Annotated in this window: 18 protein-coding genes and 2 pseudogenes; 8 read left to right on the forward strand and 12 right to left on the reverse strand. The window is 57.0% G+C overall.

The features are described 5' to 3' along the window. Window positions 1–743 precede the first annotated feature (743 nt). From AC25MA_RS16665 to AC25MA_RS16675, 3 genes are all read left to right on the forward strand, one after another. On the forward strand, window positions 744–935 hold the full coding sequence (locus tag AC25MA_RS16665; RefSeq protein ID WP_207853192.1) for a hypothetical protein: 192 nt from the start codon (window positions 744–746) through the stop codon (window positions 933–935). A 118-nt stretch (window positions 936–1,053) separates the two neighbouring features. Then, window positions 1,054–1,362, forward strand: a complete 309-nt coding sequence (locus tag AC25MA_RS16670; RefSeq protein WP_486972224.1) for a hypothetical protein — start codon at window positions 1,054–1,056, stop codon at window positions 1,360–1,362. A 303-nt stretch (window positions 1,363–1,665) separates the two neighbouring features. Next, window positions 1,666–1,929 carry a hypothetical protein gene (locus tag AC25MA_RS16675; protein ID WP_207853196.1) on the forward strand — a complete coding sequence of 88 codons (264 nt, stop codon included), beginning with the start codon at window positions 1,666–1,668 and terminating at the stop codon, window positions 1,927–1,929. Window positions 1,930–2,437: 508 nt separating this feature from the next. Here AC25MA_RS16675 and AC25MA_RS16680 read toward each other — a convergent pair. After that, window positions 2,438–2,872 carry a hypothetical protein gene (locus tag AC25MA_RS16680; RefSeq protein ID WP_486972225.1) on the reverse strand — a complete coding sequence of 145 codons (435 nt, stop codon included), beginning with the start codon at window positions 2,870–2,872 and terminating at the stop codon, window positions 2,438–2,440. Window positions 2,873–3,209: 337 nt separating this feature from the next. Between AC25MA_RS16680 and nfi the strand changes: the two genes are divergently transcribed. Continuing rightward, window positions 3,210–3,923, forward strand: coding sequence for a deoxyribonuclease V (nfi, locus tag AC25MA_RS16685; RefSeq protein ID WP_486972226.1), 714 nt, complete (start codon window positions 3,210–3,212; stop codon window positions 3,921–3,923). Here nfi and AC25MA_RS16690 read toward each other — a convergent pair. From AC25MA_RS16690 to AC25MA_RS16705, 4 genes and pseudogenes are all read right to left on the reverse strand, one after another. After that, window positions 3,892–4,734 (reverse strand): hypothetical protein, encoded by an 843-nt coding sequence (locus AC25MA_RS16690; protein WP_258800335.1) that lies wholly within the window; start codon window positions 4,732–4,734, stop codon window positions 3,892–3,894. The two genes, nfi and AC25MA_RS16690, sit on opposite strands and share 32 nt — an antisense overlap. Window positions 4,735–4,963: 229 nt before the next feature. Next, entirely contained in the window at window positions 4,964–5,224 is a 261-nt protein-coding gene (locus AC25MA_RS16695; RefSeq protein WP_155721676.1) for a hypothetical protein, read from the reverse strand. A gap of 863 nt (window positions 5,225–6,087) precedes the next feature. Next, window positions 6,088–6,471, reverse strand: a pseudogene (locus tag AC25MA_RS16700) (DUF637 domain-containing protein); the annotation flags it as partial. After that, window positions 6,470–7,323, reverse strand: a protein-coding gene (locus AC25MA_RS16705) for an IS5 family transposase (protein WP_486972227.1) whose coding sequence is annotated in 2 segments (ribosomal slippage) — window positions 6,470–6,979 and window positions 6,982–7,323 — 852 coding nt in all. Because the reading frame shifts where the segments join, the coding sequence is not laid out codon by codon here. The pseudogene AC25MA_RS16700 and the gene AC25MA_RS16705, both read right to left, overlap by 2 nt. 90 nt (window positions 7,324–7,413) lie before the next feature. On the opposite strand from AC25MA_RS16705, the pseudogene AC25MA_RS16710 reads away from it, so the two are divergent. Then, window positions 7,414–7,893: pseudogene (locus AC25MA_RS16710) on the forward strand (IS5 family transposase); the annotation flags it as partial. A gap of 83 nt (window positions 7,894–7,976) precedes the next feature. Here AC25MA_RS16710 and AC25MA_RS16715 read toward each other — a convergent pair. Beyond that, window positions 7,977–8,876 carry a DMT family transporter gene (locus AC25MA_RS16715; protein WP_069016751.1) on the reverse strand — a complete coding sequence of 300 codons (900 nt, stop codon included), beginning with the start codon at window positions 8,874–8,876 and terminating at the stop codon, window positions 7,977–7,979. A 133-nt stretch (window positions 8,877–9,009) separates the two neighbouring features. On the opposite strand from AC25MA_RS16715, the gene AC25MA_RS16720 reads away from it, so the two are divergent. The 3 genes from AC25MA_RS16720 (at window position 9,010) to AC25MA_RS16730 (ending at window position 12,180) form a co-directional block, all read left to right on the forward strand. Next, entirely contained in the window at window positions 9,010–9,447 is a 438-nt protein-coding gene (locus AC25MA_RS16720) for an Lrp/AsnC family transcriptional regulator (protein ID WP_062360713.1), read from the forward strand. 450 nt (window positions 9,448–9,897) lie between these two features. Next, window positions 9,898–11,433 (forward strand): NCS1 family nucleobase:cation symporter-1, encoded by a 1,536-nt coding sequence (locus tag AC25MA_RS16725; RefSeq protein WP_062360711.1) that lies wholly within the window; start codon window positions 9,898–9,900, stop codon window positions 11,431–11,433. An 18-nt stretch (window positions 11,434–11,451) separates the two neighbouring features. Continuing rightward, window positions 11,452–12,180, forward strand: a complete 729-nt coding sequence (locus AC25MA_RS16730) for an aspartate/glutamate racemase family protein (protein WP_028692810.1) — start codon at window positions 11,452–11,454, stop codon at window positions 12,178–12,180. Window positions 12,181–12,289: 109 nt separating this feature from the next. On the opposite strand, the gene AC25MA_RS16735 is transcribed toward AC25MA_RS16730, so the two are convergent. From AC25MA_RS16735 to fliR, 6 genes are all read right to left on the reverse strand, one after another. After that, window positions 12,290–13,483, reverse strand: a complete 1,194-nt coding sequence (locus AC25MA_RS16735; RefSeq protein ID WP_241411746.1) for a D-amino acid dehydrogenase — start codon at window positions 13,481–13,483, stop codon at window positions 12,290–12,292. A 45-nt stretch (window positions 13,484–13,528) separates the two neighbouring features. Then, window positions 13,529–14,191, reverse strand: coding sequence for a hypothetical protein (locus AC25MA_RS16740; RefSeq protein WP_062360707.1), 663 nt, complete (start codon window positions 14,189–14,191; stop codon window positions 13,529–13,531). Between the two features lie 825 nt (window positions 14,192–15,016). Then, window positions 15,017–15,355 (reverse strand): FKBP-type peptidyl-prolyl cis-trans isomerase, encoded by a 339-nt coding sequence (locus AC25MA_RS16745; protein ID WP_028692807.1) that lies wholly within the window; start codon window positions 15,353–15,355, stop codon window positions 15,017–15,019. Window positions 15,356–15,428: 73 nt separating this feature from the next. Next, window positions 15,429–15,842 (reverse strand): GFA family protein, encoded by a 414-nt coding sequence (locus AC25MA_RS16750; protein WP_028692806.1) that lies wholly within the window; start codon window positions 15,840–15,842, stop codon window positions 15,429–15,431. A 944-nt stretch (window positions 15,843–16,786) separates the two neighbouring features. Further along, window positions 16,787–17,929 (reverse strand): flagellar biosynthesis protein FlhB, encoded by a 1,143-nt coding sequence (flhB, locus tag AC25MA_RS16755; RefSeq protein WP_028692805.1) that lies wholly within the window; start codon window positions 17,927–17,929, stop codon window positions 16,787–16,789. A gap of 2 nt (window positions 17,930–17,931) precedes the next feature. After that, complete coding sequence (gene fliR, locus AC25MA_RS16760) at window positions 17,932–18,708, reverse strand: flagellar biosynthetic protein FliR (protein ID WP_028692804.1); 777 nt, start codon at window positions 18,706–18,708, stop codon at window positions 17,932–17,934.

The following is an 18,708-nucleotide window of genomic DNA, read 5'->3' on the forward strand; positions in this document are numbered from 1 at the left end:
GCGTCGACACAGCAGTGCTATGCAGCTGTCTCCAGTAGAGTATGAGAAACGCTATTTCCTGAGCTTGGAGAGTGTCTAGGAAACCAGGGGCGATTCAAATCTTGTACGGCATGTAGATCTACAGTTGAAATCCCACCCTACATTTGTAGGGGTTGCCTGCAAGAGACTTTCATCTGAAAATCCCAAACACCTCGAAATCTTACACTGTCTCGCCCAGACCATGACAGGTGCAAATCGACATAACTGTTAAACTAGAGAAGCCTTTATCCTGGATTGCTAGCGAGACATTGGAGAATTTATTCGGCAAACCCTTACTCAACTCTACTAAGGAAGTTAGAATGCGAGAGATAACAATTGAAGAAGCTGAAGCGGCTGGTGGTGGTTTCGGTGTTCCTGGCGCCATTGTAGGTGGCGTATACGGTGGCGCAGCTTACGTCGGTTCCGTAACCGGCGGCGGAAAATTCAGTGCGACCGAATTCGCTGCCGCCGTTGGAGGTGGGGCGCTGGCCGGGGCCATTTTAGGGCCAGCGGCGAGCGTGGCAGGCACTATTGGCGGCGCGGGCGTTTGGTATGGAGTAGGGGTGATCGGGGGGAACTCTGGGCGCTTGAGTAGCGGCGCCTAGAAGTCGGTGATAGAGAGATCGTTACCGAAGAGGTAGCGATCTCGTTTTAGACGCTGTACTGGCAGATCGAGTAGCGGCGTGCAGGGAATAGCTAGCCAACATCGGACCAACGAGAAAAACATGCTGATCGCACTGACCTTACTTATAACTCTTTTTTTAGCCCTTACGGTAAAAATCGCGACCAACATCCTCTCTATCAAGTTCAACATCAACATCGAGGGCAAGTGGTTACTCATGTTTGTTGTCCCAACCATTGCATTACTCGGCCTATTTTTAGCCTCGCGAGTTGTGACATTATTCGGGCTTGATTGATCAACCCAACACAGCACACCATGAGCTACCGCGTGCACCCTGCCCCAAGTCTCTGTGAGCCTTGAAAAACTGGCACAGGGGCTTGGGTAATCTGATAATGGCGCATGAAAGGCATCTTATGATTTTTGATTCGCTGGCCATTTTAAATGGCCTTTGGGGATGCTTGTGCATTGCAGTGATTTTACCTGCATTAGTGGCGCACAAGTACCGACGAATCATCACTGTGTGTGCATTGATTTTTCTGACAAATTCGTTGGCTTTGCATTTCAACCAAAAAATGCCAATTACCGAAGCGTCCCTCAGAAGTCTCGCGGTGGTGATGCTCAATGTCTTGGTAGCCTATTTGCTCGCGCATTTTTGTTACCACAAGCGGACCGCCTTGGATCTATTTCGTCGCACCACTCGCCCCCTGAATAAAGATTCGTGAGTTTTTTGTTGCACCTTCAAGCCCATCCCTTTCAAGGTCTTTGGGCGCTAGGGCTATTGATCGAGTGAGGGCCGCCAGGTGTCCGCCGAATGCTTTGCAGCGACTATGACATCAAGCGCCGCCCGCGCAACGCAAGGCCGCTTCTGCATTGTTGCAACGTGCCGAACCTGTCAGGCCATGGTTGCCCGCCTTGGTGCATGGCTTGAGACAGATGAGGCGCCAGTGGTGCCCACGCTGAAACCGCGTGGTACCCACAAGGCGGGCCCTGTAATGGCACAGGATTGACTGGCCCGAAATAGATGTATGAGCGGCCTTGCGGCGCTTGATCTCATAGGCGCTGCAACTCTAACGTCGAACACCTTGAAAAGCCTGGGTTCAAAGGTGCAAAAAATTTTGCTCATTGATGACATTGTCGTACCAGGAGCATTTTCGAGTTATCAAATATTACGTTATAACAGCTTAAAATTATCTGGCATGCCTCTTCCTTCCTACTTCCTAGCTCCAGAGCTGACACTTTTTTTCGCTGAACTGTCGCACCGCTCCAGTTCCTTGGTGATGGCGACCTGATCCGCGAAGGGATCTAGTCGTCTGCGGGTAGGTCGAGATTAGAGCAGTGATAATAAATTTTTACCCTTTGCCTCATGGTCGCAGCATCCTCGCAAGCTGGGCACTGAACATCGACCGGGAAAAATGATCTGAATCACGTGAAGGAGAGCTTTCCTGGCGCACCCCTGAAGCCTGTCTGCGAGCTTATAATTTAGGAATTATCCTAAATAAACCCCGGATTAATCTTGCTAGATTCTTAGCGAAAACACGCCAACTGACGCCCAAGAGAGAACAACGAGTTAACCTGGCGACAACACTTGAAGCACTAAATATTAGTACCCAAAAAGGGGACAGATTTATTTCCCCTACTCTAATCTCGGCCTACCTACATGACAGCTAGATCCCTTCGCCGCCAGGAGCTGGAATTAGAGTAGGGAAAATAGATCTGTCCCCTTTTTCTGCCATTCTTCTTTAAATTAGATTAGAAAAAGTAGACCTGCCCCCCTTTTCGTTTTTAGCAGACACCTAATCATGTCAGCTCCACCAATAATTTCTTGAGCCCCTCTATAGAACTAGAACCTGCTCCTCCCCCCAAATACAGGCGACCGTCATCATAAACACACTCTCCTTGCCCTTCGACAGATACACCATAGGAAACAGCTAAAGCGAGACGCCTCCCCCGTCCAGTCCCTCCCGAAACATGAGCAATAAATGGCACTCCATTCTCACTCACCTCTAGCAAAGAATCATCCGCGCTCATGAAGGTCAACCAACAGCACGCGTCACCCTCATGATCCATGATGTAAATCATATTATCCAACAAACAATCACTATCCACCAAAGTTACACCAACGGTTATTCTCTGCGTCACATACCCCAGACTAGACAGTTCTTTCCTCAGCCTTACTTTAAGCATTTTTAGCTCAGGAATCTTATTCACTGGAACGAATAAACCATTCGCCATCACTGCCACCCTATATACTGAGCCAGACGACCGGACGAAATATTCAACCAACCACCCTGGATTCTAATATAAACATTGAACGAGACGGAACTGACAAGGGTACAAATTTTTCTATACTCTAATTTCGGCCTACCCTGCATGACTCCTCGATCCCTTCGCCCCACAGGAACCAAACCTACAGTAGAAAAAATAGACCTGTCCAATTTTCAGCCACTTTCATACTTTTTCACGCCCAAGATCAATAGTAAAATCAGCTGGTCATTTGGCTCTTAAATGGCATAATCTGACGATTCGTTGACGACAACCTCACCCGCTTGATTTAGCGAGAACACTCCACATGCAGCCAGTCATACAACACCCTTGGGATATAACACCAAGCGAGGCCATAGATCTACAGATACGACTATCTAAACTTGTAGTCAAGCAAGATCAGCTTGGGCCTATCTCTAGTATCGCAGGCATTGATGTCGCCTACCACAAAGAAAACGATACACTCATTGCCTCCATTGTTGTGGTTGACGCAGAAAGCCTGGAAATCATCGAAGAGCATGCATGGTCGGATACGACTTCGTTCCCCTATGTGCCTGGTCTTTTTTCGTTTAGAGAGCTGCCTTCTATCATAAAGCTCTTATCAACTATAACCCACCGACCTGACTTGATCATCTGCGACGGGCAAGGTATAGCTCACCCTCGTCGGTTTGGATTGGCATCGCATTTGGGGGTACTTTATGACATTCCCACTATTGGATGCGGAAAAAGTCGCTTCATTGGTGAGTACGCACCTCCCCTTGATGAAAGGGGATGCCAATCAGGCCTGTTCGACGGCGACGAACTAATCGGGGCCGCGCTCAGGACTCAAAAACATGTAAAACCTGTGTTCGTTTCAATCGGCCACCGAATCTCCCTTGAAACCGCATGCCACTGGGTATTGAGTGCCACACGCCACTATCGACTACCCGAAACGACTCGACTTGCAGATCGATATGGAAGGCAGTTCTACGAACAGAACAGACCGTCCATCAAGCTCCCAAACCAACAATCCGATTATTAAAGTACACATCACATTCCGTGTGAAGCGCCTTAAATTCCGCACACCACTTGCGCCAAAAGTCACGCCTACCCTCATCTTCAGAGACTTTCAACTCTTTCAAATGATCGAGGGTTCTCAAGCGCGCCAAAGTCTCAGGCGAATCGGAGATTCGATCCACATACAACTCATTTACATAGATTAAATTTTTACCACTTAACAAATACTTAATAGCTGATTCATCAACACCATCCCCACTTAGCGATAACCGCGACCCGCATACAAGCGCCGAGAGTTCCTTCATCTCTCTCAACACAGGGAATTTTATTGACTTAATAATCGTAGACACCCTCCCAAAGTAATCCCCCATCAACGTTAAGCGCTGCAATCTACCCTTTGAGAAACCTAAAGACATCATAAAATAATCGCGCTCATACAGCGTTACATCTATTAGATCGCCACTCTCATACCACTCATATTTTTGTATGATATCCCCACCAGTTTCAAGGGAACGAAGCTGCCCCCCTGAATAATACGTAACCTCTGCAATAACCCAACCGTACTCAAACAGCCGCTCGCTGACACAAATATCGCCAACAAACTCATAAGCAAATCCATTATAAATTTCATCACCCCAAAAAAACTGCTCGCCTGTGTAATCACGCTCTGATTCAATTCCGCCCCCCTCCTCTGAAATAAATTCGCTGCGATAAACACCTGTGCAACATCCATTGACATACAAACCACCCCACGTGAGCTCTCCTCCCCTAAACTCCAATGCTGCTCCAGAGTACGGCAAACCTCGAAAAGCCCATTTACCAAACTCTTCAGTCAACGCAGTTTTTTTATAATCATCAGTGTTTTCTCCCAGTGATTACATCCACATCCTTAAGTACGCCACTGCAATTCGAAAAAAAAATGGGGACAGATTTATTTCCCCTACTCTAATTTCGGCCCATCTACATGACAGCTAGCTCCCTTCGCTGCCAGGAGCCGGAATTAGAGTAGGAAAAATAGATCTGTCCCCTTTTCCGTCTCCTTTTCCGTCTGTCCCGGATGGAATGCTATTCCTTTTCTTCAAGATAGGGCCAATATCCTGCCCCTTCATCCTTTCTTATCCAAACTCTACCGCATGCAGGACAAGTAATAACATCCTTTCCAACTACATCTATACGATCAAAAAACTCATCAAAAGGAATTCTTCCTTTATCAGCTCGCTCCGCCAATTCATACAACAACTTATTTGGAACGAGAGTGAACTCCTCTGAAACAGGAGAGCTAACCAAGCTAATGACATGAGAGCATCGACATAGAAACTTAGCCATTTTTATCTCCCTAACAAGCTATTAATAGCCTGCCTATCTAGCTGAATAGTTTTCTCGCCCCGCGAGAAAATCACTTGACTCAAAGGAATTGACTGCCCGCCTTTGCTTTTCCCAAAAGCAGCCGCAGCAGACTTATACATATCCACTTTGCTAAAGCTCTCAGGAACAACAACCACCACTGAGCTAGCTTGCCCCTGAACAACCTTCTTCTCAATTTCCCGAGAAATAGTCTTGGGATTCAGACTATTCGGCGCATAAACATCAACCTTTCCTAGTCCCTGAACGTTGAATTCAGCAGTAGGTAGGCCAGATATGCCTTTCTTACTCGCCTCCAAGGGGATATGAACATCGTAACCAAGGTTCTAAATAGCTTTCAGTCCTTGTTGCTCCGAAGCACTCAGACTCTCAAATGTCTTTCCGCTCTCGAAAGAAACACTTCCTTGTCGAGGAACTACAGCATTCCCAGTTACCTTTGCACCGCCAGAAACAGCCGGCCTCATCCCCCCCAGCGTTGCCCCCAACAATGTACCAGCTGCTGCGGTCAAAAACGAGGACTCATTCCCATCCCGCTGTGCAGCCAGCTCCGTGGCAATCGTCATACCAGCAGTGGTGTTATTGTTGATAATGATTGCCGCAATCGTAGCAGCTTCCTTGAAATGGCCTTGAGCAGAAAGTGACTTGGCCAACTCACGGAGCTTGGGCTCATCCGCAATCAAACGATTTGAAAGGGCATCACATGCTTGTGGAGCAGCCTGGCAAACTGATGCCAGCTCCTGATTCCTCATCTCGTCTAGTTGGGCATAACGCGCACGAACTTCATTTTTCTCCGCTTCGGTTGTCTTGCTATCGACCTCCGAAAGCATCTCCTTCACTTCCCTGTGAAGAAGGTAGTTGTACTGCGTAGCATTCTTGGCAACCCAAGCCCCTTTCTCCATCTGGGCCGCATCAGTATCTTTCTGGCTCGCCGCCGCCAATACTCCAACGATCTGCGAACTCATGGTCAGCAGGTTGTCGTTGCCTTTGACCAAGGAGTCCAGATGCGCCACCAGCGCTTCATTCGCACCTGCCGCCAACGCACCAGTTTTGAAGTCCCCACCGGAGGCCTTAGCCAGCAACCCGCCCACCATCGCGTGAATCGCAACCTTCGGCGCCGAGCCATCGGCAACCACGCCTTTGGTGTAATCACCCACTGCGTTGAAACTGGCCGCCGCCAAGGTGTTGAACAACGCATTCTTCAAGGCATCGCTAGGCAGTGTACGAAAAGTAATGTCGTAAACACCGCCGCCAGCAAGCCAGCGTGAGCATCGCAGCGAAGCTTTCCGCTAGCTTGCAATAGCGTGTACCCAGGCGGCGGTGCTCCTTCAACCAACCAAATAGCCGTTCGATAGCGTTCCGCTGCCGATACTTGGGCTTGTCAAATAGCCGCGGCAAGCCCGGCTTCGGCTTGCGTTTCATGTCACGCAGCGGAATCACCGGCTGTATCTGATAGCGGTCGCAGTATTGCCGCAAGGATTCTGCGTCATAGCCTTTGTCGGCCAGGAGCCAGCGGCAGCGCTTGCGTGGCCTACCTCGATTCGAAGGGATGTGGACACCGTCCAGCAGGCGCTGAGCATGGGAGATGTCGCTGGCATTACCACCAGAGAGCGTGAAGTGGAGTGGGATGCCACGGGCGTCACTGACCATGTGAATTTTCGTCGTCAACCCGCCCCGGCTTCGTCCAAGTGCGTGGTCCTTTGGTTCTTCAGCCCCCCTTTTTTGCCTGCTCCGGCAGAGGCTCGGGTGGCCCTCACGGCGGTTGAGTCGATGCACCAGGTGGTCAAGTCAATCTGGCCCTGTGCATTGAGTTTGAGGTGTAACCGCTTGAGCATTTTGTTGAAGGTTCCTTGGTTTCGCCAGTCTCGAAATCGTTGATAGACCGTCGACCACGGCCCGAATCGTTCAGGCATGTCCCGCCAGGTTGCACCTGAGCACAGCACCCACAACACGCCGTTGAGCATCAAGCGATCGTCAACTCTTGGGCGTCCTGTACGTCGATGTGCGGTAAAGAGATCCGCGACTACTTCCCATTCTGCGTCGGAAAGTTCGTATCGCTTGGACATGGCAGAATCCTTCGCCTAAAAAGCGAGAACTCTACGGAAAATCAGGCCTCCAGAGACTCCGGTGAGGTTTCAAAGGTTTTCATACAGAACCTAGGCCGCAGTCGCGGTGGCCTGACAACCAAAATCCACATGCTCTGCGACGCCAACGGGACACCGTTGCGCTTCCTTCTCTCTGGCGGTCAAGCCAGTGACATCAGCTACGCGCAACCACTGCTGGACGACGTCAGCATTCCATCGAGCCAACGTGGTCGCCCGCGTAAGCGCTGCAAATGGTTGCTCGCCGATAAGGGCTACGACGCCGAAGCGCTGCGCCGTTACTGCGACCAGTACCGAATGCAACCCGTCATCCCGATGCGCTCAATGAAGCGCAAACCCAAGCCTGGCCTACCCAGACTGTTTGATCGGCCCAAATACCGACAGCGCAACATCATCGAGCGCATGTTTGGCTGGCTGAAAGAGAATCGCCGCATCGTGACACGCTTCGACAAGCTCGCGAAAAGCTATGCCGCCATGGTCTCACTGGCTTGTTCCATGCGGTGTTTGCGACATCTCTTTTCGTACAGAGCCTAAAGGACAGCAGTGCCATCAATAAGCCACCCTCCCCCTGTATTGCCGGATAAGTTCTCTACGCCGGGAAGCCGCCCGTCATTGCTTTACTGTTGTCGCGCAGGCTTGCCGGCAGGCCGGAACCACCACCCCTGCTGCATGCCGGCAGCAGCGAGCAGAATCAGCCCGACTCCCAACCACTGCAACGCTGCCAGGCGATGGTCGAAGGCCAGCCAGTCGACCAGGATCGCGGCGATCGGGTAGATGAACGACAGCGCTCCGGTCAACGCCGTTGGCAGGCGCTGGATGGCGCTGTACAGCAGCACGTACATCAAGCCCGTATGCAAGATGCCCAACGTGACCAGGCTGCCAAGCGCCGGCAGTTCACCCGGCAGCCCGCCCAGTTGCACCCAGGGCGCCAGCAGCAGGACGCCGGTGCTCACCTGGATCAAGGCAATGAGGTGCGGCGGCGTGCCGGCCAGGCGCTTGATGATCAGCGCCGCCACGGCATACAGAAACGCCGCACCCAGTGCCAGGGCGATGCCCTGCAGGTACTCGCCACCACTGGCCTGCCCCGCGCCGTGAGCGCTGACGATAGCCAGCATGCCGAGGAACGCCACGCTCAGCCAGGTCAGCTTGGCCACGGTGATCTTCTCGCCCAGGAACAGCGCCGCCAGCCCCACCAGCATGAACGGCTGGACGTTGTACACCGCGGTGCCGATGGCGATCGATGCCCGCGAGTAGGAGGCGAACAGCAGTACCCAGTTGCCGACGATCGCCACCCCGCTGGCCACCGCCAGCAGGAAGGTGACGCGGGTCAGCACGCCCGGTTTGAGAAAGCCCATGGCCGCGCAGATCAGCAGCAAGGTGCCGGCGCCGAACACGCAGCGCCAGAACACCACCTCCAGCACCGGCTGCCCGGACACCAGCACGAACCAGCCAATGGTCCCGGAGATCAGCATGGCGGCGATCATTTCCAGCGAACCACGGCGCAGCGAATTGTCCATCTCACACCTCCTGTCGACGATGGGCACAGTATGCGGAGGGTCGAGGGCGACCTTCCAGCGGATATCCAAGGCATATCGGCGCTCTCGCCTTTACTATCAAGGCATTTATTGAAAATCACCTAACGAGGCTGCCATGACCGATACCATCGACCAGTTGCTGATCAACGCCCTGATGGAAGACTCGCGCCGCTCGCTCAAGGCCTTGGCGCAGATCAGCGGCCTGTCGGCGCCCAGCGTCAGCGAGCGTCTGCGCCGCCTGGAGGAGCGCGGCGTGCTGCGCGGCTATACGGTGGAGGTTGACCCGCGCTGTTTCGGCTACCAGTTGCAGGCCATCGTGCGCATTCGCCCGTTGCCGGGGCAGTTGCAGGAGGTGGAACGGCAAATCATCGCCATTCCCGAGTTCACCGAATGCGACAAGGTTACCGGCGATGATTGTTTCATTGCCCGCCTGCATGTGCGCTCGATGGAGCAGCTGGACACGCTGCTCGATCGCCTCAACGTGCTGGCCGAGACCAATACGGCGATCATCAAGAAGACGCCGGTGAAGCGGCGGTTGCCGCCGATGGCATGAGGCCAAGTACCCGAGAAAAAACTTGTACACAAAAATGTCACCATAAGTGCCATTTTTGTGTGCACTCTCCACGGGTAACGCCCCATTAGGTTACACACTTCGTTTAACTAAATTTGACTAAACGATCAGCTAATTGGTTGTGTGAAAAATATAACCTGTTCACTTGGTCAACTTATAGTTCCAATATTTCATCTACTTAACTTTCAAATAGATAGATTCAAAATAGTAGCCGCCTGAAAGCGTATTGATCGCTGGCATGGAACTGGCTTTTGTGTGCTTGTGTTTTGTATACAAGTTTTACGAAACATAAATACACAAGAACCCGCAGCGTCGCCCCGTCGGCGACCGTTGCGCCCAGAACCCAGTGATGCCAACGCCTGCACCGACGAGATGGCGAGCCCGTGCGCCAGCGCCCGCTCATCGCAGTCACACGCATCAGGAGCCACCGGAATGAGTAGCAGCCTCCCCCTTGCCCCTGAACTTTCCGTTGCCAGCCCCCATCCCTCGACCACGACCCTCGAAGGCCACCCGGCCGATCTCGAGCTGAGCCCTCGCCTGCACAACCGCGACCTCGCCCCGACCAAACTGGCCGGCCGCCGCTGGGGCGGCTACAGCATCTTCGCGCTGTGGACCAACGACGTGCACAACATCGCCAACTACTCCTTCGCCATGGGGCTGTTCGCCCTGGGCCTGGGCGGCTGGCAGATCCTGCTGTCACTGGCGATCGGCGCGGCGCTGGTGTACTTCTTCATGAACCTGTCCGGTTACATGGGGCAGAAGACCGGCGTGCCGTTCCCGGTGATCAGCCGCATCGCCTTCGGCATCCATGGCGCGCAGATCCCGGCGCTGATCCGCGCGGTGATCGCCATCGCCTGGTTCGGCATCCAGACCTACCTGGCCTCGGTGGTGCTGCGGGTGCTGTTGACCGCCGTGTGGCCGCAGGTGGCCGCCTATGACCACGACAGCATCCTCGGTCTGTCGAGCCTGGGCTGGGTGTGCTTCGTGGCGATCTGGCTGGTGCAGTTGGTGATCCTCGCCTACGGCATGGAGATGGTGCGCCGCTACGAGGCCTTCGCCGGCCCGGTGATCCTGCTGACCGTGGCGAGCCTGGCGGTGTTCATGTACTTCAAGGCCGATGCGCGCATCGCCTGGTCGGTCGCCGAGCCCCTGAGCGGCTACGAGATGTGGCGCAACATCTTCGCCGGCGGCGCGCTGTGGCTGGCGATCTACGGCACCCTGGTGCTCAACTTCTGCGACTTCGCCCGCTCCTCGCCGTGCCGTAAAACCATCCGCGTCGGCAACTTCTGGGGCCTGCCGGTGAACATCCTGGTGTTCGCGGCGATCACCGTGGTGCTGTGCGGCGCGCAGTTCCAGATCAACGGCCAGGTCATCGACAGCCCGACGCAAATCGTCGCCAGCATCCCCAACACCGCGTTCCTGGTGCTGGGCTGCCTGGCGTTCCTGATCGTCACCGTGGCGGTGAACATCATGGCCAACTTCGTCGCCCCGGCCTTCGTGCTCAGCAACCTGGCGCCGCGCCACCTGAACTTCCGCCGCGCCGGGCTGATCAGCGCCACCCTGGCGGTGCTGATCCTGCCGTGGAACCTGTACAACAGCCCGCTGGTGATCGTGTACTTCCTCTCCGGCCTGGGCGCCCTGCTCGGCCCGTTGTACGGCGTGATCATGGCCGACTACTGGCTGCTGCGTAAGGGCCGTATCAACGTGCCCGAGCTGTACAGCGAGAGTCCCGCCGGCGCCTACCACTACACCCGCGGCATCAACCTGCGCGCCGTGGCCGCGTTTATCCCGGCCGCGCTGCTGGCGATCATCCTGGCCCTGGTACCCAACTTCCACGGTATCGCGCCGTTCTCCTGGCTGATCGGTGCCGGTATCGCCGCCGCCGTCTACCTGCTGATTGCGCCACGCCACCGCCAATACCTCGATGTCAGCGGCGAATGCATCGCCGTCGACCACAGCAGCCACTGAATTTCAGGGAGATCCGTCATGCGTATTCTGATCGCCAACGTCAACACCACCGAAGCCATCACCGAAGCCATTGCCGAGCAAGCGCGCAGCGTGGCCGCGCCCGGTACCGAGATCGTCGGCCTGACCCCGTGGTTCGGCGCCGAGTCGGTGGAGGGCAACTTCGAGAGCTACCTGGCCGCCATCGCGGTGATGGACCGGGTGCTGGCCTACGACCAGCCCTTCGATGCCGTGATCCAGGCCGGCTATGGCGAGCATGGCCGGGAAGGCCTACAGGAACTGCTGGACGTGCCGGTGGTGGACATCACCGATGCCGCCGCCAGCACCGCCATGTACCTGGGTCACGCCTACTCGGTGGTGACCACCCTGGACCGCACCGTGCCGTTGATCGAGGACCGCCTGAAACTGTCCGGGCTGTACGAGCGCTGCGCCTCGGTGCGCGCCAGCGGACTGGCGGTGCTGGAGCTGGAAAGCGACCCACGGCGTGCGGTGGAAGCCATCGTCGAGCAGGCCGAACGGGCTGTGCGCGAGGACAAGGCCGAAGTGATCTGCCTGGGTTGCGGCGGCATGGCCGGGCTCGACGAGCAGATCCGCCAGCGCACCGGGGTGCCGGTGGTGGACGGCGTGAGCGCTGCGGTGACCATTGCCGAATCGCTGGTGAGGCTGGGGTTGAGCACCTCCAAGGTGCGCACCTACGCCACGCCGCGGGCGAAGAAGGTGGTGGGCTGGCCGATGCGTTTCGGTCGCTGATTGACCAGTAGCGCCCGTCGCAGGGCAAGCCCACTCCCCTGGCGTCAAAAGCAACCCGTGGGAGCGGCGATGCGGCGACCCGACTTGCCCCGCGATGAGGCCAACAAGGTCAGCGCAACAGCCTCGCCAGCCGCTCGCCACTGCCACACGCCAAGGTGAACCCCAGTGCACCATGCCCCAGGTTCAGCCACAGGTTGCGATACCGTGTGGCACCAATGATCGGCACCCCGGTCGGCGTCGCCGGCCGCATACCCGCCCATTCCACTGCCTGCCCGTAGTCGGCGGCCTCGGGCAAGGTTTCCCAGGCCAGCCTCCGCATGCTCGCGAGCCTGCCGGCATCCACCGACTCGTCGTAACCGACGATGTCCACCATAGCCGCCACACGCAGCTGATCCTCCAGCCGGGCATAGACGATCTTGCATTCGTAGTCGGTGATACTTACCTCGGGTGCCCGATGCGCGGCGCCGACCGGCGCGGTCAGGCTATAGCCTTTCAAGGGATAGACCGGCAAATTCAAGCCCGGCAAAGCCAGGCCGGCGCTACGGTGCCCGGCGCTGAGCACCAGGCGCTGCACGTCCAGCTGTTCATTGCCCATCTCAAGGGCCAGCACCTGATCATCGTGCGCAATCAGCCGTGTCACCGGCCGCCCCAACAGCAACCGGCATTGCCCGGATGCCTCCAGGCGCTCGGCCAGGCGCAGGCAGAAACGGTGGCAATCGGCGACCTCTTCGTCCGGGGTGAACACGCCGCCAACGAACGGTGCCTCGCAAAGCGCCGGGTCGAGCTCGCGCAGTTCGGCGGCATCCAGTGTTCGCTGGCTGTGGGGATCAAGCAGGTGTTGGCGCCCACGGTCGAATGCACGCTGGGTACGAAATGCAACCAGCTTGCCGTTGCGCCGCCAGGCGAAATCATCAAGGCCGTCCTGCTCGCGCCAGCGCTGTAACGCCGCCTGGCTTTCGAGCGCCAGGCTCAGCAACTGAGCAGCATTACGGCGATTGACGGAGGTGCGGCACGCCATGACGAAAGCCGCCAGCCAACGCCACTGCGCAGGGTCCAGACGCAACCGAAGGCGCAATGGCGAGTCCCCCTGCAACAACCAGCCAAGCGCCTGCCACGGTACTCCGGCATCGGCCAGAGGCGCCACATAACGATACGAAAGCTGTCCACCGTTGGCGAAGCTGGTGGCGCTGGCCAGGCTGTCACGGGCTTCGACCAGGTCGACCTGCCAACCGTCGCGCACCAGCGCATAAGCCGTCGCCAGGCCGACCACCCCGCCGCCGATCACTGTCACCCGCTGGTTCATGCGTCCATTCCCGTCCAGGCCTTATGGCCAGACAGTAACAGCAGGTCAGGTCGGACAGCCAGGCTCACCGTGATCGAGCCCCTGACGCACGCTACGGCTGAGCAGGGTAGCCTTGCCCTCGCGCCAGGTCAGCGTGAGCACGTACAAGGTATCGAAGTCGTCGCGATGCCAGTCTTCGGTGAGCACCCGCTCCTCCCCCAGGGCCTTGCCGGCCACGGTGTTGATCAATTCCGGGAGGTAACCGCGGGACCAGGCGGTGTAGACCGTGGCATTGCGGTACTTGCTACTGAGCAATTCGTCAGCCAGATCGTCGGTGTCGTTTGCGCCATAGTCGATGTTCACCGGCAAGCCGAGGCGAATGGCGCTGGGACTGATGGTCATCAACGGGCGGATATAGCTGTAGCGCTCATCCTGGCTACCTTCTTCGACCCCCCGCGAAGGGTTGGCGGCGAATACGTAATCAGCCTTGCCGAAGCGCTCGGGCAACAAGGTGGCGAGATCCAGGGCGCGATTGAGCCCCTGGCAGTTCAGCTGTCCCAATCCCTCGCCGGGCTTCTCGGCATGGCGCAGGAAGACCAGCGTCTGGGTGCCATCCACGGGTTGCGCACGGCTCTCGACCACGGCCAAGGCCAATGGCACGGCCGCAGCGGCGAGCGTCAGGCTCAACAACAGGTGACGACGACGGCGAAGGAAGGTGGGCAGCTTCATCTGGGGCGGACTCTTGTGGCCAGGGTACTGGGTTGCCCCGCCACATGGTCCCGCAGCCTTGGCGGCGGGCCGTCCCTGTTGTGAATGCCATCCGTGGCAGCGAGTGAGGGTCAGAGTGCCCTCGACCCGTTTGGTTCCTCCCTGGGCGCACAGGCCGTTCCATCGACAAAGGCCACGTTAATGCATGTGTGTTGCTGAATTATTGCTCGTGGCTCAATCGTCGCGGGTCAGCACAGTTTCGGTCTATCGCAGGACCGGTGAGCCCCAAAGGCTTGAGTCAAAGCGTTGGGAGAGCAACGTCACGTCGCATCCTTGTAGCGGTCTCTGAATACAATCAGGCATACACCCAGCACGATAGCGAAAGACTTCCACAGCACCACATCAACACCAGTGAGCGTTTCACGGTGCAAGAACAGCATACCGAGCCCCCCATACTGAGAAGACTCACGCCAAGCCAGGTACGCAGCCGGGGTGACCTCAACCAGCGATCAATGGCAAAGCCTATGAACAGCGACAGGGCGATCTGAACAGGATCCTCGTACATTGGGGGCTCTCACTCTGTGGCATGCGGAGCATCTCCTCCGTAAGGCTCTGGACAACGATCCAAATGAGCTTGGGACGATAGCTCCGGGCATGCCTCTCAAGGCACCAATTGACGTCTGATGTTCAAGTGGGAAATTTCCCAAATCAAACAATCAGCATCGCGGCGCCAGGTTTTCATGATCCGGTTTCTTTGCATGGCGCACATTGATGGGCTGGATGACCTCGATTTTCTGCCATTTGTTCAAAGGGTAGAAGCGCATTGACCATACCGAAGGCCGCATCTCAGTCTTCCCGGGTCAGCACTTCCAGCAGCTCGATCTCGAAGGTGAGGTCCGAATTCGGTGGAATCGAACCGACCGAGCGCTCGCCATAGCCCAGGTGCGCCGGGACCAGCAGCTTGCGCTTGCCGCCCACGCGCATGCCCATCAAGCCTTGATCCCAGCCCTTGATCACCCGGCCGGTGCCGATCACGCACTGGAACGGCTTGCCGCGCGACCAGGACGAATCGAACTCGCTGCCATCGGCCAGGGTGCCGCGGTACTGGGTGGTGATCAGCGCGCCCTTGACCACGGCCTTGCCGTCGCCTTCCTGTAGATCGATGACTTGCAACTCACTGCTCATGGCAGGTTCCTCGAGACGGTTTTGGTGGGCGCCCTTTTCTCAGGAATGCGTGGGTTTGGCAAGGCGGGTCGGCTCAGGACGGGGCGAACTGTTCGAAGATCTGTTGGCCGGTGAGGTCCTTGGTTTCGTTCTTGAAGCAGTACCAGGCGGGCTTTTCGTCGATGAAGATCTGCTCGGTGAAGGTCCAGTTTGCCTTACCGTCGAGCAGGCCGACTGGTACGACATAGAGGTTGCTCTCTTTCAGGCGGTAGAACAGGTGCGTGCCGCACTGGCCGCAGAAGCCGCGCTGGGCCCAGGGGGAGGAATCATAGACGCTCGGGGTTGAGCCTTCGAACTGCGGGGGTTCGGCGCAATGGACGGCCAGCAGTGGGCCGCCGGTCCATTTGCGGCACATGCTGCAGTGGCAGGCGCTGACGTGGTTGTTATCGACCTTGACGGTCAGTTTGGTGGCTTGGCATAGGCAGGTGCCTTGGTTTTCCTGGGGCATGGGGGGCTCCTTGCTGTTGTTTTTGGGAGTTGGAGTATAGGTGGTGGGTTCGGGTTCGGGTTCGGGGATGATTGTTTTGGATTTTTGGCTCCATTCATCCGGCCCCTGCGCTTCGCTCCGGGGTACCCTCGCTCCGTTCTTGCTCCCGTGGGTACCGCGCTGTACGGCCCATCCTGGGCCGCAGCGCTCGACGGCCATCCATGGCCGTCGCCCCACTACGCAAGAACTCCGCTCGGCCTCCTGAAGTCGCAATTGGCGGCGCCTGGACTATCGCGCGCTTAGAAGCAAGAGCAAGAGCAAGAGCAGAAATGCGAAGTTATTTATTTGGCAGTTAATTATATATTGGTTATTCCGGTCCTTTCGCGGGGTAAGCCCGCTCCGACAGGGACTCATATAACAGCGACTATCGTGTAGGAACGGGGTTGCGCCGCAATACGATCAAGAGATTAACTAAACTTCCAACTAGCGACAGCTGCGTCAGTCCAGGCGCCGCCCGTAACTTCGCGACTTCAGGAGGCCGAACGGAGGTCTTGCGCAGGGAAGTGACGGGCATGGATGCCCGTCAAGCGCTGGGGCCCAGGATGGGCCCTGCAGCGCGGTCCTCCCGGGAGCAAGGCCGGAGTGAGGGAACCCGGAGCGAAGCGTAGGGCCGGATGAATGGAGCGAGGATTTTTTGGTTCCTTTTTGATCCTTCAAAAAGGAACTCGCCGTAAAGGCGAAAAGGTAACTATGCGTCGACATCGCAAACGAATGAACTTACAACCATTAAAACCAGCGCCGACCGACTTTGAATTTGAATTTGAATTTGAATTTGAATTTGAATTTGAATTTTAGAGCATGTGTTTTGAAAGCGATATGCGCATTTATTCGCGATGGTGACTATGCGCCAACATCGCGAATAAATGCGCATACAACTTTCAAAACAACCAAACAACCAACCAAACTTAACTGTCCCGCCGCAGATCCTCAGGAATAGGCAAATCCTTCTTCAACGGCTCCGGCGCCTTCCCCCTCCCGGCCCGATACTGCCGAATCTGGAACACATAGGCCAACACCTGCGCCACCGCCAGGTACAACCCCGCCGGAATCTCCTGCTCCATCTCGGTGGAGTAGTAGATCGCACGCGCCAGGGCCGGCGACTCGAGTATCTGCACGTTATGCTCGACCCCGATCTCACGAATCTTCAAGGCAATGAAATCAGTCCCCTTGGCAACCAGCAACGGCGCCGTCCCACCCTTGTCCGGGTTGTACTGCAGGGCCACCGCGTAATGGGTCGGGTTGGTGATGATCACATCCGCGTCAGGCACCGCCGCCATCATCCGTCGCTGCGACATCTCCCGCTGCAACTGCCTGATACGCTGCTTGACCTCAGGCTTGCCTTCGCTGTCCTTGTACTCGTCCTTGACCTCCTGCTTGGTCATCTTCATCTTCTTGTTCGTCTGGAACAGCTGGTATGGCACATCCAGCCCGGCAATCAGCAGCAACCCCGCCGCCATCCACAAGGCGCTCCAGCCCACCACCTGCACCGCATGGATGATCGCCTGCTCCAGCGGCTCGTTGGCGATGGCCAGCAGCGCCTCGCGGTCACTGGCCAGCACCAGCAGCGCCACCAGCAGGATCATGATGAACTTCGCCATGGCCTTGAGCAGCTCGGTCAGCGCGTTCATCGAGAACATGCGCTTGATCCCCGACAATGGGTTCATCCGGCTGAACTTCGGCTGCAGCAGGCTCCCGGAGAACAGGAAGCCGCCCAGGGCAATAGGCGCAACGAAGGAAATCACGAACAGCAGAATCAGGATCGGTTGCACCGACCAGATCGCCATCTTGCCCGAGGCCAGCAGGAACGCGCCCATGCTGCGCTCGTCGACGATCACTTCGCGCGTCAGGCTGAAGTTCATGCGCATAAGGGTCATCAGCGTCTCCGCCAGATAACCGCCGAACGCCAGCAAGCCACCAGCGCCCGCCAGGGTCACCGCGACCGTGTTCAGCTCCTTGGAGCGGGCGACCTCACCTTTCTCCCGCGAGTCGCGTTTGCGCTTCTCGGTGGGTTCTTCTGTCTTGTCCTGACCGCTTTCGCTCTCTGCCATGCTCAGCGCGCCCTTGCCAGCTCACGCAGCCACTGCAGCGCTTCGCTGGCCAGTGCCTGGTAGTGTGGAAGGATATCGGCCAGGCCGACCCAGAAAATCCCCATGCCCAATACCAGGGTCAGCGGGAAACCGATGGAGAAGATGTTCAACTGCGGCGCGGCGCGGGTCATCACGCCGAAGGCGATGTTGACCACCAGCAGCGCGGCGATCGCCGGCAGGATCAACAGCAGCGCAGCACCCAGCACCCAGCTCAGGCGCCCGGCGATCTCCCAGAAATGGTTGACCACCAGGGCACTGCCCACCGGCAACGTGGTGAAACTCTCGGTCAGCACCTCGAACACCACCAGGTGGCCGTTCATCAGCAGGAACAGCACGCTCACCAGCATGGTCATGAACTGGCTGATCACCGCGACGTTGACGCCGTTGGCCGGATCGACCATGGAGGCGAACGCCATGCCCATCTGCACGGCGACGATCTGCCCGGCGATGACGAAGGCCTGGAACAGCAACTGCAGGGAAAAGCCGAACAACGCCCCGACGATGACCTGCTCGGCGCACAGCAGCACGCCGCGCACGCTCAACGGATCGATCTCGGGCAATGGCGGCAACCCCGGCACGATGACCACGGTGATCGCCACGGCGGCATACAGGCGCACCCGCGCCGGCAGCATCTTGGTGCCGAAGATCGGCATGGTCATCAGCACCGCCATCACCCTGAACAGCGGCAGGATGAAGGTGGCGACCCAGGTGCCGATCTGCGTATCGGTCAGCTCCAGCAT

Source organism: Pseudomonas sp. P65(2024) (genome assembly GCF_057480955.1).